The organism is Halomarina oriensis (genome assembly GCF_009791395.1).
Taxonomy (GTDB): Archaea; Halobacteriota; Halobacteria; order Halobacteriales; family Haloarculaceae; genus Halomarina; species Halomarina oriensis.
In genome coordinates, this window is sequence record NZ_WSZK01000029.1 from 1 (window position 1) to 15,965 (window position 15,965).

General features: G+C 68.2%; 15 protein-coding genes and 1 pseudogene. 10 read left to right on the top strand and 6 right to left on the bottom strand.

Annotation, left to right across the window (positions count from 1 at the left end; genetic code table 11):
* Positions 1-686, bottom strand: a pseudogene (gene thyA, locus GQS65_RS15965) (thymidylate synthase); the annotation flags it as partial.
* Between the two features lie 122 nt (positions 687-808).
* Here thyA and GQS65_RS15970 point away from each other — a divergent pair.
* From GQS65_RS15970 to GQS65_RS15990, 5 genes are all read left to right on the top strand, one after another.
* Positions 809-1,159 carry a cupin domain-containing protein gene (locus tag GQS65_RS15970; protein ID WP_158205634.1) on the top strand — a complete coding sequence of 117 codons (351 nt, stop codon included), beginning with the start codon at positions 809-811 and terminating at the stop codon, positions 1,157-1,159.
* Positions 1,160-1,214: 55 nt separating this feature from the next.
* The gene (locus GQS65_RS15975) at positions 1,215-2,534 is read left to right on the top strand and encodes a hypothetical protein (RefSeq protein WP_158205635.1); all 1,320 of its coding nucleotides are present in this window, start codon (positions 1,215-1,217) and stop codon (positions 2,532-2,534) included.
* A 43-nt stretch (positions 2,535-2,577) separates the two neighbouring features.
* Positions 2,578-3,354, top strand: coding sequence for a creatininase family protein (locus GQS65_RS15980; protein WP_158205636.1), 777 nt, complete (start codon positions 2,578-2,580; stop codon positions 3,352-3,354).
* A gap of 119 nt (positions 3,355-3,473) precedes the next feature.
* On the top strand, positions 3,474-4,139 hold the full coding sequence (locus GQS65_RS15985; protein WP_158205637.1) for a helix-turn-helix domain-containing protein: 666 nt from the start codon (positions 3,474-3,476) through the stop codon (positions 4,137-4,139).
* Between the two features lie 105 nt (positions 4,140-4,244).
* Positions 4,245-4,820: an MBL fold metallo-hydrolase gene (locus tag GQS65_RS15990; protein ID WP_158205638.1), complete on the top strand. Its 576-nt coding sequence runs from the start codon at positions 4,245-4,247 to the stop codon at positions 4,818-4,820.
* A 197-nt stretch (positions 4,821-5,017) separates the two neighbouring features.
* Here the strand turns inward: GQS65_RS15990 and GQS65_RS15995 are convergent, their stop codons facing one another.
* From GQS65_RS15995 to GQS65_RS16015, 5 genes are all read right to left on the bottom strand, one after another.
* Positions 5,018-7,129 carry a S9 family peptidase gene (locus GQS65_RS15995; RefSeq protein WP_158205639.1) on the bottom strand — a complete coding sequence of 704 codons (2,112 nt, stop codon included), beginning with the start codon at positions 7,127-7,129 and terminating at the stop codon, positions 5,018-5,020.
* A gap of 42 nt (positions 7,130-7,171) precedes the next feature.
* Positions 7,172-7,981 carry an ATPase gene (locus GQS65_RS16000; RefSeq protein ID WP_158205640.1) on the bottom strand — a complete coding sequence of 270 codons (810 nt, stop codon included), beginning with the start codon at positions 7,979-7,981 and terminating at the stop codon, positions 7,172-7,174.
* Complete coding sequence (locus GQS65_RS16005) at positions 7,982-8,245, bottom strand: DUF5827 family protein (protein ID WP_158205641.1); 264 nt, start codon at positions 8,243-8,245, stop codon at positions 7,982-7,984.
* 134 nt (positions 8,246-8,379) lie between these two features.
* Positions 8,380-8,991, bottom strand: coding sequence for a superoxide dismutase (sod, locus tag GQS65_RS16010; RefSeq protein WP_158205642.1), 612 nt, complete (start codon positions 8,989-8,991; stop codon positions 8,380-8,382).
* 225 nt (positions 8,992-9,216) lie between these two features.
* Positions 9,217-10,623 carry a cryptochrome/photolyase family protein gene (locus GQS65_RS16015; RefSeq protein ID WP_158205643.1) on the bottom strand — a complete coding sequence of 469 codons (1,407 nt, stop codon included), beginning with the start codon at positions 10,621-10,623 and terminating at the stop codon, positions 9,217-9,219.
* A gap of 126 nt (positions 10,624-10,749) precedes the next feature.
* On the opposite strand from GQS65_RS16015, the gene GQS65_RS16020 reads away from it, so the two are divergent.
* From GQS65_RS16020 to GQS65_RS16040, 5 genes are read left to right on the top strand one after another with little or no spacing between them, the layout of a single operon-like run.
* Positions 10,750-12,099, top strand: coding sequence for an ABC transporter substrate-binding protein (locus GQS65_RS16020; protein ID WP_158205644.1), 1,350 nt, complete (start codon positions 10,750-10,752; stop codon positions 12,097-12,099).
* Complete coding sequence (locus tag GQS65_RS16025) at positions 12,100-12,987, top strand: branched-chain amino acid ABC transporter permease (protein ID WP_158205645.1); 888 nt, start codon at positions 12,100-12,102, stop codon at positions 12,985-12,987.
* 34 nt (positions 12,988-13,021) lie between these two features.
* On the top strand, positions 13,022-14,218 hold the full coding sequence (locus tag GQS65_RS16030; protein WP_158205646.1) for a branched-chain amino acid ABC transporter permease: 1,197 nt from the start codon (positions 13,022-13,024) through the stop codon (positions 14,216-14,218).
* Entirely contained in the window at positions 14,211-15,011 is an 801-nt protein-coding gene (locus tag GQS65_RS16035; RefSeq protein ID WP_158205647.1) for an ABC transporter ATP-binding protein, read from the top strand. The genes GQS65_RS16030 and GQS65_RS16035 overlap by 8 nt, the downstream gene beginning before the upstream one ends.
* On the top strand, positions 15,011-15,817 hold the full coding sequence (locus tag GQS65_RS16040; RefSeq protein ID WP_233265162.1) for an ABC transporter ATP-binding protein: 807 nt from the start codon (positions 15,011-15,013) through the stop codon (positions 15,815-15,817). The genes GQS65_RS16035 and GQS65_RS16040 overlap by 1 nt, the downstream gene beginning before the upstream one ends.
* The last annotated feature ends 148 nt before the right edge of the window (positions 15,818-15,965 follow it).

A 15,965-nucleotide genomic window follows, 5' to 3' on the forward strand; every position in this document is an offset into this window, starting at 1 on the left:
GCGTCGACGACGCTGTGACTGAACTCGCCCACCTCGAACCCGGTGCGCTAGGCGATCGGCGTGAGTGAGGATGGCGTAGCAGGCGACGTTGAACGGACGCCAGCGCGACGTCGCCGAGCGCTGGGTGACGGTGGCAGGTTCAGCCGGTCGCCCTGCACGTTGAAGACGAACGTGTAGTGACACGGTGGGAGGGTCGAGACGGCGGCGTTGGCGGGGTGCCACGCGTTGACCACGATACGTCGGGAGTTGGGGTGCTCTCGGAGCGTGTCGAGGACGTACTGCAACTGGTCGAAGCTGCGGCCGCCCTCGTCTGCCTGGGTCCAGCGGTGGGCGTCCTCGGGCCACGACTCGCCCTCCAGCCCGGAGTCCGGGACCGGATAGCGCCGCCAGAAGCGACCGTACGCGGTGTCGAGTCGGCCGTCGTCGTCGGCCCAGGCGTCCCAGATACCGGTCTCCTCGCGCAGGCTCCGGATGTGCTCTGCTCCCGAGAGATACCACAGCAGTTCGTGGACGAGCGAGTCCCAGCGAAAGCCCGAGAGGTCCTTCGTCGTCAGGAGCGGAAACCCCTCCTGCAGGTCGACGCGGTAGTGCTGGCCGAACGCGGAGACGGTGTCCACGCCCGTCCGGTTGGGCTTGTACCCGCCGGTGGCGAGGACGCGACGGACGAGGTCGAGGTAGGCGTGCATCGGTCGTTGTTGGTGGTCGGGAGGCGGTTCACATAACGGTTTACAGGGCCGTCGAGCGTCGCCCCGTGGACGTGGCAGCGGCCGGCGACATCTTCATGCTTCAACTCTGCGCATCCTCTCACATGGCGTACAGGACCGCAGGCATCGGGGAGACGCGGTCGGTTATCGAGGACGACGACGGGGAGCTGTGGCCCCTCCACGAACTGCTCGGGACCGAGCGGTTGAGCCTCAGCGTCGTCGACCTCGCGCCGGGCGGCAGGGGAACCGAGCACGACCACACGGGCTGTGACTGCGAGGAGGTGTTCCTCGCGGTACAGGGGTCCGTCGACATCGACTGTCTCCAGGCGTCGGGGACGGTCGAGACGGTCACGCTCGACGAGTTCGAGGCGGTGTCGTTGCCGCCCGAACAGTCCCGCCAACTCGTCAACCGGAGCGACGAGCACGTCCGGGTCGTCGTGGCGAGCACGGTCTGACCGGTTCGCGGGCCGAACGCTCTTCTCGGTCGCCCGCGTCGTGAGAGAGAACCAGATGGCTCCCACTAGCGACCGTGGCTTCGTCTCCTTCTACCGCGACTACGTGCGCACCGCGCTCCACACCGCGACGACGGTCGGACTCACCGCACTCGGCCTGCTCACGTTCGTCCACTGGGGGTTCGCTATCGCCGCGATCACGGTGTACGTCCTCCCACCGCTCTACCTCTACTTCTCGGGCACCGGGCCGTCCTCGTCTGCGGCCCCTACGCCACCGACGTCCCACGAGCGCGAGGACTCCGAACGGCAGTCGGACCGTGGGGCGGTCGGCACACCGAGCGAGAATCCCGCTCCGGACGACGAGTCGGGAGACGACGACACGGACACCGACTCTGACGGCGACGGCTCCGATAGCGACTCGGACGACGGTGATACGGACACCGACTCGGATTCGGACGACGGCGACACGGACGACGGCGACACGGACGACGACGCGGGGCACCACTGGCAGACCGTGGTCGTTCCCACCGACGCGGCGTTGCGGGACGTGACGACGACGCCGAGCGCGACCTACGCGGTCGGTGACGGTGGCGTCGTCGTCGCCCGGCGGGAGGGGGAGTGGACGCGACTGCTCGACGACGGTCCGGCCGCCAGCGGCGCGTCGCTGACCGGAGTCGCCGCCACCGACGACGGCCGCGCGTTCTGGGTCGCCGGCGATGGCGGTGCGCTCGGCCGGTACGACGCCGAGAGGGGCCGGTTCACCGACCACTCCGCGCCGGCAGACCGGACGGACAACCTCTCGGCTGTCGCGGTCACAGGGGAGGCTGGAGCCGAGACGGTACTCGTCGCCAACGGTTCGGGGGAGGTCCTGCGAGGCCGCTACGACGGTCGACGCCTCGGGTGGGCCGACCCGCAGAAACCCGGTAGCGGGTCGAGCATCACGGCGCTCGCCGTCGGCGCGGAGTCCGGCTACTGCTGTGATTCAAGCGGTTCGGTGTTCGCCACTCGGGACGGCGGCGCGACGTGGTCACGACTCGGCGTCGACGACGCCGGCACGTTCACGGCGCTCGCCCCGCTGGACGGTGACCGCCTCGTGGTCGTGGCGAGCGACGGCCGTCTCTTCGAGTACGACGGCTCCGTCTGGACACCCCGGCGGGTCGTCGACGGGTCGCTCGCCGACGTCGCGCTGACCGTCGACGGCGAGTCGGGGGCCGCCTGTGGCCCCGCTGGGACGCTCGCCGACCGTGTCGACGGGAGGTGGGAGCGCCGACTCGTCGCGGCCGACGCCGACCTGACGGCCGTCGCCATCGGCCCGGAGGGAGCGGTCGCCGTCGGTACCGACGGGACCGTCCTCGAACGCGAGCGCCAGAACCGATAGCCGCCTCGCGTAGCTTCTTGCCGCAGGCCTCGGAACGCTCGGTATGTACCTCGCGGACCACACGTGGGAGGAGTTGGGCGACTACTTCGAGCGCGAGTCGCTGGCGCTCGTCCCCGTCGGCAGCACCGAACAGCACGGCCCCCACCTCCCGGAGGGCACCGACCACCTCATCGCCGAAGGGTACGCCCGCGCGGCCGCAGAACGGACCGGCTATCTCTGTACGCCCACCGTCAAGGTCGCCGTCAGCCCCCACCACCGGCAGTTCCACGGGACGATGTGGGTCGACGCGCCCGTCTTCCGGGACTACGTCACGTCGATGGTCCGCAACCTCACCTACCACGGCATCGACCGCGTCGTCTTCGTCAACGCCCACGGCGGCAACGTCCAGCACCTGCGCGAAGTGGGCCGCCGTCTGCGCGACGCGGGCGACGCCTACGCTATCGAGTGGATGTGGAACGAGTCCATCCCGGACCTCGTCGACGAGGCGTTCGAGCACAACGGCCCCCACGGCGGCCCGAAGGAGACGGCGATGATCCAGCACCTCCACCCCGAGTTGGTCCGCGAGGAGAAACTCGCCGAGGCGCGTGACGGCGGCTGGACGCGCTTCCACGACGAGATGGAGCAGGTCTCCCAGAACGGCGCGCGGACGTTCTACGACTGTGTCGAGAACTCCCCGAACGGCGTGTTCGGCGACCAGACCGACGCCACCGCCGAGAAGGGCGAACGGCTGTTCGAGGCGGCGACCGACCAGCTCGTCGAGCTCTGTGAGTGGCTCGCGGCCCGCGATTCGGACGTCGTCCTCCCGCCCGACCACGTCTGAGACGAGCAGTCCAGTCGGGAGGCCCGTACTCCTTCGGTCTCGAAGCCACCGAGTGCGGCGCTGGTCGTTTCAAGCCGAACGGATAACCGTCGTGGACGAGCAGTGTCACTCAGAGTTCTATGGGCACGATGACCGAGGTCAGGATTCCAGCGCCCGAGTTCGCCCTCCACGAGACGCTTCGGTCGGTTCCCTCGACGGGTATCGAGGTTCAGCGTGTCGTCGCTGACGAATCGCGTCGACTCGTGCCACACCTCTGGGTGACCACCGACGACTTCGAGACGGTTCACCGCTCGTTCGAACGTGACCGCTCCGTCGACGACCTCTCGACACTCTCGACGGTCGACGGCGAGCGACTCTACCGGATGTCGTGGGTCTCGGACGTCGAACTCGTCGCTCACGCGCTGGTCGAACAGGACGGGACGGTTCTCTCGGCGAGAGGGTCGGGCGACGAGTGGCGACTTCGACTGTTCTTCCCCGCACGGGACGCGCTCCGCCGGACGAACGAGTACGCCGAACGGGAGGGGTGGTCGCTGACCGTCGACAGCGTCTACGAGACGAGCGACCCGAGTTTCGACCGCTACGGGTTGACGGACCGGCAACACGAGACGCTCGTCGTCGCTCACGAACGGGGCTACTACGAGTTCCCGCACGCGGTGACGACGGCGGAGTTGGGCGACGAGTTCGACATCTCGGCACAGGCGGCCGCCGACCGACTCCGGCGAGGCCACGGGAACCTCGTCGAGAGAGCGCTCCTCACCGACGAACTCGACACGTACGACGGCTGACGACGACTCGTCGACGGTCCGGTCGGGCGAGGGTCGAGAGCGTCTCGGCGGTGACGGCCACCGTCGAGCGACACGCACTACCCGTCCCCGAACGAACGGGTGGGCATGATCTCCAACCTCGCGCAAGGCGTGCCGGGTTTCACCAGCAACGCGTTTCTCGTCACCGGCGAGCGGACCGTCCTCGTTGACCCCGGTAACGAGTTCGACGTCGTCGCGCGGGTCCGAGACCGGACCGACGGTCTCGACGCCGTCGTCCTGACACACACCCACCCGGACCACGTGGGGAACCTCGACGCGGTGAAGGAGGCGTTCGGTGTCGAGGCGTGGGGGTTCGACCCCGACCAACCGGGCGTGGACCACGCCATCGCCGACGGGGAGTCCGTCCGGCTGGGCGACCACGAGTACGTCGCACTGCACACGCCGGGGCACAAGAACGACCACCTCTGCCTTCACTCCCCCGAAGCGGGCGTCCTCGTCGGTGGTGACCTCGTGTTCGCCGGCGGCGGGTTCGGCCGGACCGACCTCGCCGAAGGCGACCGGCGACGACTCGTCGAGAGCATCGACTACGTCCTCGACCACGTGCAGGAGGGCGACGACCTCCACGTCGGCCACGGCCCGAGCGTCGACGGCGAGGCCCGCGCCCACGTCGAACTCGCGGCACAGGCCGCCCGGATGGGCTGACTCGCGTCCGAGGGTTCAAGCCGGATGAGGTGGCCAGCACCGACGTGGTCTGAGTTCGACCACGCGGTGTGCCGAGGGTGACTCCCGACCGTGGTCCGACCCCACGGCGCGCGACACGACACCGCGTGCACGTCCCGTGTCGCCTGCTCGTGGGTCGGAGTCGAACGCCACCGAGGCTCCGGTGAGCGCTGCCGCCGTCACTCCTCGACGTCGCCGTTCCCGTCGTCGTCCTCCTCACCGTCGTCGGCCGTCGGCCCACCGTAGCGACCGAACCACTCCTCTAAGGTCTCCAGCCGGTGGATGGCTCGCTCGGGCCTGGAGATGGCGTGGTGCTCGTTCTGGTAGACGACGAGTTTCGCGTCGACGCCCCGCTTGCGGACGCTGACGTACAGTTGCTCGGCCTGTGTCGGCGGGCAGCGCCAGTCGTTCTCGCCGGCGGTGACCAGCAGCGGCGTCTCGACGTTCCCCACGTCGTCGATGGACGAGGCGGCGCGGTAGGCCTCCGGGTTCTCCCACGGGAGGCCGAAATCCGCCTCCAGCCAGTTCTGGCTATCGTCGGTCCCGAACGAGGAGGAGAGGTCGTAGACACCGTGCTCTGTGGCGGCCGCGGCGAAGCGGTCGGTGCGGGTCACGAGGTAGGCGGTGTTGACTCCGCCCTGTGAGAACCCCGTACAGAACAGTCGCTCGGGGTCCGCCCACCCCCGCTCGACCATCCAGTCGACGCCGGCCTGGAGGTCCTGGACCTCCAGGGAGTTCCAGCGACCCTTCAACTGTTCGGAGAACGACCGACCGTAGGAGGTCGACCCGCGGTAGTTGACCCGGAAGACGACGTAGCCTCGACTCGTCCAGAAGGCGGCGTCGAAGTCCCACCCCGGCGCGTCGTAGCTCATCGGTCCGCCGTGGACGTCGAGCAGGAACGGTCGCGGGTCGGGTCCAGTGGGGTCGAAGTCGCTCGGGTAGTACGCGATGCCTTCGACGGTCTGCTCCTCGGAGTCGAACGTGACTCGCCGGACGGCGAGTGCCCCGTGTTCGGCGAGGAACTCGTCACAGCTCTCGGTGAGTCGTCCCCGCTCGCCGTCGCCGTCGAGTGCCGACTCGGCCATCGCGTACAGCTCCGTCCCGGCGTCGGGCGCGGAGCAGGTGAACGCGACGGTCCCACCGGCGAGGTCGAACCCCTTCACCGTCTCGTCGCGCGACTGCGCGGCGTAGACACGCTCGGGTGGGCCGTCGAGGTGGAACCGGGCGAACCGCGTCCACCCCTCGTCCGCCAGCGTACAGACCAGTCGCTCGTCGTCCGACCAGCGGGGACTGCCGGTACCGAGGGTCCGGTCGAGGTTCGCCGAGAGGGTCGTCGACTCCCCAGTTTCGAGGTCGAGGACCGCGAGTTCGGTCGGCCGGTACCAGTTCTCGGGGTCCCGAGCGCGGTACGCGAGGCGGCGACCGTCCGGACTCCACGTCGGCCGTTCGCACGTCGTCGTCCCGTCGGTGAGTCGCTCGACCGCACCGTCGTCGGGGTCGACGAGGAACAGATCACGGACGGCGGTGTCGTCGGGGTCGGCACCGTCGTAGCCGACGAAGGCGACGCCCCGGTCACCCCACGAGGGCTGTCGACCGGCGGTGTCGGCGACGCTCGGTGAGAGGCCGGTCCCGTCGAGACGCTCGACGTCCCGACTCGCCACGTTGACGACGAACAGGTACGTCCGGACCGTGTCGAGCCATCCCGTCCCGTCGTACTTGTGCTGGAGCCGTTCGGTCTCGATGGGGCCACCGTCCCGCCGGTCGTCGAGGGACTCCCGCTGGTCGTCGGTCGGGTCGCGGCCCGCGACGACGATGCGCTCGCCGTCGGGTGACCAGTCGAACGCGCTCACGCCGTGTTCGCGGTCGGTCACCTGCCGAGCGTCGCCGCCCCACTCCAGGTCGAACGTCCAGACCTGCGTCTCGCCGTCACCGTGCCCGGACGACTGCTCGTCGTCCTCACTGCCCTCGTCGCCGTCGGTGGCGTCCGTCTCGTCCGCTTCGTCCTCGTCGTCACGACCGACTCTGAGCGTCACGTCGCGTTCTCGCGTCATCAGGACGCCCAGCGTCGAGCCGTCCGGGGAGAACTGCGGGGAGGACGCGTCCGAGACCCGGGTGAGCCGGTGGGGCGGGCGAGCGCCGTCGACCGGGACGACGAACACCGACGAGCGGCGTTCGTCCTCGGCCTGGTCGAACTCGTCGAGGACGAACGCGACCCGTTCGCCGTCCGGGGAGAGCGTCGGCGACCCGACCCGCCGCTGGTCGTAGTAGACCTCGGTCGGTAGGGGTTCCATGCATGGGGCTACGGGCCGCCGTACAAGGCTGTTGCCCCGACGTCAGGCGTCGGTGACCGCGAGCAGGGCGTCGTAGTGGTCCGCGTAGGCGGTAGCGACGGCCGCCGGGTCGCTCCGGACCTCGTCGGCCAGCGGTTCGAGCGCCCGGCGTTCGAGAGGGTCGAGATACTCCAGCACGTTCTCCACGCGCTCTTCGAGGCGGCCCTCGTGGGCGCTTCCGGAGGCGACCTCGCAGGCTTTCGCGTACCGCGCCCCGTCGAACACCCGCAGTCGGGCGGGTTCGACGACGGCGACGGCGTCGGGAGCGAACCCGTCGAGCGGCCGGGCGATGTCGGCGTAGGATTCGACCACGACGTCGCCCTCGGCGGCGACGCGTTCGGCGACGCCGTCGAACGCGGCCCGGTGACGGTCGGCCATCACGTCGTTGAACTCGTCGAGCGACGAGACCCGTGTCGCGTCCTCGAGCGGGAGGAACTCTCGGAGCATCGGTGGCAGGTCGACGGTCCCGTTGACGACGAACTCGCTCTCCCCGTCGACGGTGACGCGGTCACAGAGGAACGCCCGGTCGGTCCGGCCGAGCACCCCCGTCCCGGTTCCCGGTGCGGGGGTCCACAGACGGTGGACCGGGTTGCGCAGTTCTGGGGGTGCGTCGTCCAGCGTGGCGAGCGTTCGGACGTCCTTGCCGTAGAGTCGGCCGTCGGCGACGCTGTGGCGAACGTCGTCGTGGTCGAACCAGTAGTCGTTGCCCGCTCGCGGCTTGTAGGCGGGGGTGGCGGCGTGGACGGCGAGGCCGGCCGCGAAGGTGGTCTTCCCGGCGTCGACCTGCGACCCGCCGGCGACGAGCAGGTGCATCTACGCGAGGCCGTAGTGGCCCGGTTCGTCGTCCGCGTCGGGTTCTGCGAAGACGAACGCGTCGGCGTTGACCATCATCCACGGGATGGCCCAGTCGAGCAGGACGGTCTCGGTCTCGGCGTCGAGTTCGCGGTCGGGGTCGAGACCCTGGAGCATGCGGGCGACCTCGTAGATGGTGTACATCGTGTCGTCGTCCAGCACTTCGTCGGGGTCGCGGAAGTCCAGTGCGCGCAGCGTCTCGAAGTCAGATTTCGGTCGGGGCATGTCTCGTGGTTCGTCGCTCCGGTCGTAAGTCCCGCGGAACGGTCGCGGTGCTGTCGGCGTCGAACTGGACCGCAGCGCAGTGGCCGTCGCTCGCGTCGGTCGTGCGTCGAAAAAACGGTGGAGATTCGTACGACTCAGGCGTGGTTCGACGTGGTCTTCTCGTAGTTCTCGGCGACGTCGTCCCAGTCGACGACGTCGAAGAACGCGCTGATGAAGTCGCCACGGGCCGGGCCGTAGTCGTAGTAGTACGAGTGCTCCCAGACGTCCAGCGCGAGGATGGGGTGACTGCCCCAGAGCGCGCCCTGGTCGTGCTTGTCGACGACGAGGTTGCGGAGCTGGTCCGCCACCGGGTCGTAGACGAGGAGCGCCCAGCCACCGGCGGCCGACGCTGCGGCCTCGAACTCGCCCTTCCAGCCCTCGTAGGAGCCGAAGTCCTCCTCGATGGCGTCCAGGAGGTCACCCTCCGGTTCGCCACCGCCGTTGGGAGACATGTTCTCCCAGAACATCGTGTGGAGATAGTGCCCACTGCCGTTGTGGGTCACGTTGCGGATGGCTCCACCCGAGGAGCCGAAGTCGCCGGACTCGCGGTTGTCCGCGAGCGTCTCCTCGGCGCTCTCGAGGCCGTTGACGTAGCCCTGGTGGTGCGTGTCGTGATGCCACGTCAGCACCTGCTCGGACAGGGACGGTTCGAGCGCGTCGTAGTCGTACGGCAGAGACGGCAGTTCGGGATTGGAATGTTCAGACATGTCTTGACACCTCGCGTGGGAGATGGGCAGGTACGATGTTAAAGATTGAGAACGGCCACCCTATCGCCGCTACTCGATTTAAGTTGGCGAAGCGACAGGAATTCGGCCGGTCACGGGGCGTTCTGGCTCCCTCGCTCAGTCTTCCGCCTCGGGGTCCTCGCGGGTCGTTCGTACTCCCCGCTCGTACTCGGTGGTTCTCACTCGCTTCGTTCGTTCCGAACCACCCTACTCCTCGCCACGGGCACGCTTGAACATCGCCAGCGCCGCCTCGCGGCGCTCGCCGTGGTCGCAGATGGGCGCGGGGTAGTCCGGCGCGAGTCGGCCGCGTTCGTCGACGCCCAGTTCGTGCCACTCGTGGATGGTCTCGGCGTCGACGCCCGCCAACTCGGGGACGTACTCCGTGATGTACTCGGCGTTCTCGTCGTAGCGCTCCTGCTGGCTCCACGGGTTGAAGATGCGGAAGTACGGCTGGGCGTCCGTTCCAGTCGACGCGGCCCACTGCCAGCCGCCGTTGTCGTTGGCGGTGTCGTGGTCGGCGAGGTGCTCCCGGAAGTGGTCGTAGCCGTGTCGCCAGTCGAGCATCAGGTCCTTCGTGAGGAAGGAGGCGACGACCATCCGAACGCGGTTGTGCATCCACGCCTCCTCGCGCAGTTGGCGCATCCCGGCGTCGACGATGGGGAAGCCCGTCTCGCCGTCCTTCCAGGCCTGTAACTCGTCGTCGTCCTCGCGCCAGTCGATGCCCTCCTGGTACTCCTTGTAGTTCTGCGTGACCACCTCGGGGTTGAACTCGAGGACGTGGGTGTAGAACTCCCGCCACGCCAACTGTGCCTGGAACTCCTCGACGGACTCGCGGGCGTCCTCGTCCGGCGCGTCGGCCATCGCGTCCTCGGTGGCCTCGTACACCTCGCGGACGCCGACGGTGCCCCACTTGAGGTGTGCCGAGAGCTTCGAGGTCTTGGCCTCCCACGGGTAGTCACGACGCTCGTCGTACTCGTAGATGGCCGACTCGCAGAACCTGTCGAGTCGGTCGCGGGCGGCGTCGTGGCCCGCCGGTTCGACGTTCGCGTCGGTCTCCTCGAACCCCAGGTCGTCGGGCGTCGGCAGGTCGTCGAACTCGCCGGGGGCACCGACCAGCGAGTCGGCGTCGGGGGCGTCGTAGGCGGGTTCTTTCTCCCTGTCGCGCCACTTCTTCCAGAAGTAGGTGTAGACCGAGTACGGGTCGCCGTCGTTGGTGGTGATGGAGCCGGGTTCGTGATGGAGCGCGTCGTGGAAGTCGGCGTAGCCCACCCCTTCGTCGGAGAGGGCGGCCTTGACGGCCTCGTCGCGTTCGCTGGCGAGACCGGAGTAACCCCGGTTCCAGAACACGCCGTTCGCGTCGTGTTCCGCACAGCAGTCCGGGAGCACGGCGCTCGGGTCCCCTCGCAGGAGACAGAGGTCGGCGTCGCGCTCACGATACCACTCCCGGAGCGAGGAGAGCGCGTCGAGCATGTACGCGACCCGGTTCGGCGAGGCGTGGGCGAGCACTTCGTCGTCGAAGACGAACACCGGGAGGACGTCGTCCTCGCCGGTCGCTTTCGAGAGGCCGAGGTTGTCGGTGGCCCGCAGGTCAGCGCGGTGCCAGTGAACGAGCATAGGTCACGAACGAGCGGTACGAACCTAACCCTCGGGGTGGCGGCCAGGCGAACGACGGGGACGGATCACTGCTCGATAATGGACATTGTTAACACTTATCTTAGTGTAGCGGAACATCGACTCGAAATGGATTCAGACGAGGGAACGACGCGGGGACGGCAGGTCAAACGGCGGCGGTTCCTGGAGGCGACGGGGGCGGGAGTCGCGGGCGTCACGCTCGCGGGGTGTGTCAGCACCGGCGGGGACGACGGCGGAGGCGGCGATGGCGGGAGTACGGGCGACACCGACAGCGGCGGAGGGACGACGACGGGGACGGCGAGCGGCGGCAGTCTCCCCGACACGGTGAGCATCGGCGTGCTCGCGCCCGAACCGTCGAGCAACCCCATCGGAGCCAGCATCGCCAACGCCGCCGAGTTGGCGGTGACACAGCTCAACGAGGAGGGGTCGGGGCCGGAGTTCGAGGTGAGCGTCAAGGACACCCGCGAACAGCCCGACGAGGGGCGCTCGAAGTACCGCGAACTCACGATCGGCGAGGAGGTGGACATGACGACGGGTATCTTCACCAGCGAGGTGCTGCTCGCCGTCCTCGACGACATCGCCAACCAGCAGACCGTCCACATGACGACGGGGGCGGCGACGCCGGAGGCCAGCGCCCGTGTCAGAGACGACTACGAGAGCTACAAGTACCACTTCCGTACCGGCCCGCTCAACGCCTACCAGCTCGGGGTCAACATGATCGACTTCCTCGAAGCCAAGCAGTCCGACCTCGGCTGGGAGTCGGTCGCGGTCCTCGTCGAGGACTACGAGTGGACGAAGCCGGTCTCGCAAGCGCTGGACGACGAAATCGACCGGGCGGGCGTCGAGGTGGCCATGCAGGAGCGCTACGCGTCGGGCACCGAGAACTTCACGCCGATCTACGACCAGGTCGAGTCGTCGGATGCGGACGCCGCGCTCATCGCCATGGCCCACACCGGGACGCCGGCGGTGGTCCAGTGGGCCAAACAGCAACGGCCCTTCGAGTTCGGCGGCATCCACGTCCCGATGCAACTGCCGTCGTACTACGAGGCGACGAGCGGCGCGTGTAACTTCGGTGTGACACAGAACTCCGCGACGCCACAGAGCGAGGTGACCGAGAAGACCGTGCCGTTCTCGGAGGCGTACAACGAACAGTACGACAGCTACCCGGTCTACACGGGCTACATCACGTTCGACGCGGTCAAGCAGTACGCCGACGTCGTCCAGCAGGCCGGCAGCGTCGAGGCCGACGCCGTCGTCTCGGGGCTGGAGGAGTCGTCGTTCCTCGGGACCGCCGGCACCATCGAGTACTACCCGCCGGACAACGAGTTCGCTCACGACGTGGTCTACGAGGAGGGGAAGGTCGACCCGGTGTTCCAGCAGTGGCAAGACGGGAACCAGGAAGTCATCTACCCCGACGACCTCACGACGGCCGACTACCAGAAGCCGTCGTGGCTGTAGATGCTGGGGACGGTCGCCCCGCTCCAGGCCAACCTGTCGACGGTCCTCGTCCAGATCGTCATCCTCAGCTCGCTCTACGCGCTGGTCGCACTGGGGTTCACGCTCATCTTCGGCGTCGGCGGCGTGTTGAACCTCGCACACGGGGCGAACATCACCATCGGCGCGTTCGTCGCGTTCGTCGTCTCCTCGCAGATGGGGTACGGCGGGTTCGTCGGGTTAGCCGCGGCGTTCGTCCTCACGGGTCTCCTGAGCGGTGCGTACTATCTGGGGCTCATCAAGCGTATCCAGGACGAACCCATCATGGTGATGATCATCACGCTCGTCACCGCCGTCGCCGTCGAGGAGGTGATACGGTTCGTCTACGGCTCACAGCCCAAGGTGTTGACCCTGCTCAGTGGTCGGGTGAACATCGGTGGCTCGACGGTCACGTTCACACAGCTGGTCGCGTTCGCGCTGTCGGCACTGCTCATCGTCGGGATGTTCGCGTTCGTCAACTACACGCGACAGGGCAAGGCGCTGCTCGCGACGAGTATGAGCCACAAGGGCGCGGCGCTGGTCGGCATCGAGGCCAACCGCATCAACCTCCTCGTCTGGGTCGGTGCGGGCGCGCTGGCGGGCGCGGCCGGCGTGTTCCTCGGGTCGATTCAGGGGGCGTCGTGGGCGATGGGTCGGGCACCGCTCGTCCTCTCGTTCAGCATCGTCGTCCTCGGCGGCATCGGCTCGATTCGCGGCAGCGTCCTCGGGGCGTTCGTCGTCGGCACGCTGGAGATCCTGACCGTCCAGTACGTCGACTCGAGCCTCACGGGGCTGACGCCGCTGCTGGTGCTGGTCGCCGTGCTGTTGCTCAGACCGGAGGGACTGTTCGGTCGGGAACTGGTGGAAGCATGATCCGAAACGTCGACTCGGCAGGAGGCACCGGCACATGAGCGAGGACACCGCGTCCGGACGCATCACCGAGGAGGGTGGACGGTCGCTCCCTTCGGTACCTGGCCGGTACGTCGTCGGCATCGTCGGGCTCCTGTTGCTCGCGCTGTTGCCGCTACTGGCGAACATGGAACTCGGACTGGGCGTCCCGGGTGTCTTCGTGTTCGTCGTCGACGACCTGTTCTTGCTCCACCTGACCACCGCGCTGTACTTCGGGATGTTCGCCATGAGCTGGGACACCGTCTCGGGGTACACCGGACAGATATCGTTCGGACACGGGCTGTTCTTCGCCGTCGGGGCCTACACCTCGGCGCTGTTGAACCTCGGCTACGGCATCGACCCGATACTGTCGATTCCAGCCGGTATCGTCCTCGCGGCCGTCGCGGGCATCGTCATCGGCGTGCCGGCTCTGCGCCTGCGTGGGCCGTACCTCTCGCTGGTGACGCTCGTCGCGCCGCTCATCCTGCTCCAGCTGTTCATCTTCCGGAGCGACGTCTTCGGCGGAGAGCTGGGGCTTCGGAACCCCGAGAACTTCCTCGGGTTCGGTGTCAACGACGCGGCCATCGTCTACTACATCGCGCTCGGACTGTTCGTCGCCATCATGGCGCTGTTGCTGGTCGTGACGCGCTCTGACGCGGGCCGGGTGTTCACCGCCATCCGCGAGGACGAGGACGCCGTGTCGAGCGTCGGCATCAACCCGGCGAAGTTCAAGATATTCGCGTTCGTCCTCAGCGCGGCCATCGGCGGCCTCGCGGGGGCGATGTACGTCCACACGCCCGTCGGCGGTCCGACGCCGACGGAGCTGATGTCGACGACGGTCAACGTCGAGGTCATCATCGCCGCCGTCCTCGGCGGCATGGGCACCATCGTCGGAGCCGCCATCGGTGGCATCTTCGTCGGCATCGTGCCCCAGTTGCTCGACAGCTCCGGGTGGATCATCCCCGGATTCCTGCCGGTCGTCGGCGGGACGCCCGTCGCCGACATCGACTTCCTCATCTTCGCGGTCATCACGCTGTTCCTGCTCTACGTCCTGCCCGGCGGTATCCTCCGGGCGGTCATCCGCAACGGGCGGCGTGTGCGGAACAGTCGCCGCGGCGACGACGGAGTCGCGACCGACGGTGGCCAGTCAGAGCGGGTGTTCACTCGCGTGCTCCGTGGCTGGCGCGAGAAGCGACGAGGTGACGACGATGAGTAGCGAGAGGCAGGGGTCGGCCGACACGGGTGCGACCCCACAGCGCGAGTCGTACGGTCCCGACGACGGCATCCTCGTCGTCGACGACCTCAGGAAGGAGTTCGGCGGCCTCGTCGCCGTCGAGGACTTCTCGTTCGCGGTCGAAGAACAGGAGATACTCGGGTTCATCGGCCCGAACGGGGCCGGGAAGTCGACGACGTTCAACTGCGTCACCGGCTTCTACGAACCCACCGCGGGGACGGTCTGGTATCAGGGCGAGGACGTCACCGGCCGGCCGTCCCACGAGATGGTCAACGCCGGTCTCGCGCGGACGTTCCAGCACTTCCGACCGCTCCACGACCGGAGCGTCGTCGACAACGTCGCGCTGGCGCTCGTGCCGGACAAACTGTTCTCGTTCGGCGGCCTGCGCGGCGGGACGAGAGACCGGGCGGCGCGACTCTGTGAGCGCGTCGGCCTCGGCGACGACCTGCACCGAACGCCCGACGAACTGCCCCACGCGGGGCTGTTGCGCCTCGAACTGGCGCGGGCGCTGGCGACGGACCCGACGCTGTTGCTCGTCGACGAACCGTTCGCGGGGCTGGCCGGCAGCGAGGTGGAGTCCATCTCGAACCTGCTCCGCGAACTCCGCGAGGAGGGCCTGACGCTCGTGGTCGTCGACCACAACATGCGCGGCCTGCTCTCGCTCATCGACCGGGCGGTGGTCATCAACTTCGGCTCGAAACTCGCCGAGGGGACGCCCGAGGAGATACGGAACGACGAGGAGGTCCAGCGGGCGTACCTCGGAGGTGACCTCTGATGGACTGGTCGATTCCCGGCATGATCGCCATGGCCGGTACGGCCGACGAGGCTGCCGCCGACGAGACCGAGGCGTCGAGCGCGGACGCGACGACGACGACCGGCGACGGCATCCTCACCGTCGAGGACTGTGCGGTCTCCTACGGGAAGGTGACCGCGCTCCGCGGTATCGACCTGACCGTCGGCGAGGGGGAGTTCGTCGCCGTCATCGGCCCGAACGGAGCCGGCAAGTCGACGCTCTGTAACACCGTCTCGGGGTTCCGGGACTACACCGGCAGTGTGCAGTACCACGGCACGGAGGTCGGCGGCCAGTCGCCGCGTGACCTCGTCCAGCGGGGACTCGTCCACTGTACCGAGTCCCGCGACCTGTTCGGCTACATGTCCGTCGAGGACAACCTGACGCTCGGCGCGTACCGGGCGAACACGAACACCAAAGAGCGCCTCCGGTTCGTCTACGACCTGTTCCCGGCGCTCGAAGACCGGACGAGCCAACTCGCCCGGACGATGAGCGGCGGCGAACAGCAGATGCTCGCCATCGGGCGGGCGCTGATGGGTGACCCCGACCTGCTCGTGCTCGACGAACCGACGCTCGGCCTCGCGCCGGTCATCTTAGACGACATCAGCGAGGGCATCGAGCAGATTCGAGAGGAGGGCGTCACCATCCTGCTCGCCGAGCAGAACGTGACGTTCGCGCTCCGGCACGCCGACCGTATCGTGTTGCTGGAGAACGGTGAAGTCGTCCGCCGTGGCTCGCCCGAGGAACTCCGCGAGGACGACTACATCCGCGAGTCGTACCTCGGCGGCTGACCGGGTCTCACCCTTCCGTCCGCCCGCTCGGGGCCGATTTCGGTATCGACCGACCAGCGGCGGCGTCCCGCGTTCTCGACTGCCCGTCCGGTGACGACGAAGGGACCCTCGGACACGTCGTCCGTCACGTGCGTGTCTCCCGTGGAGC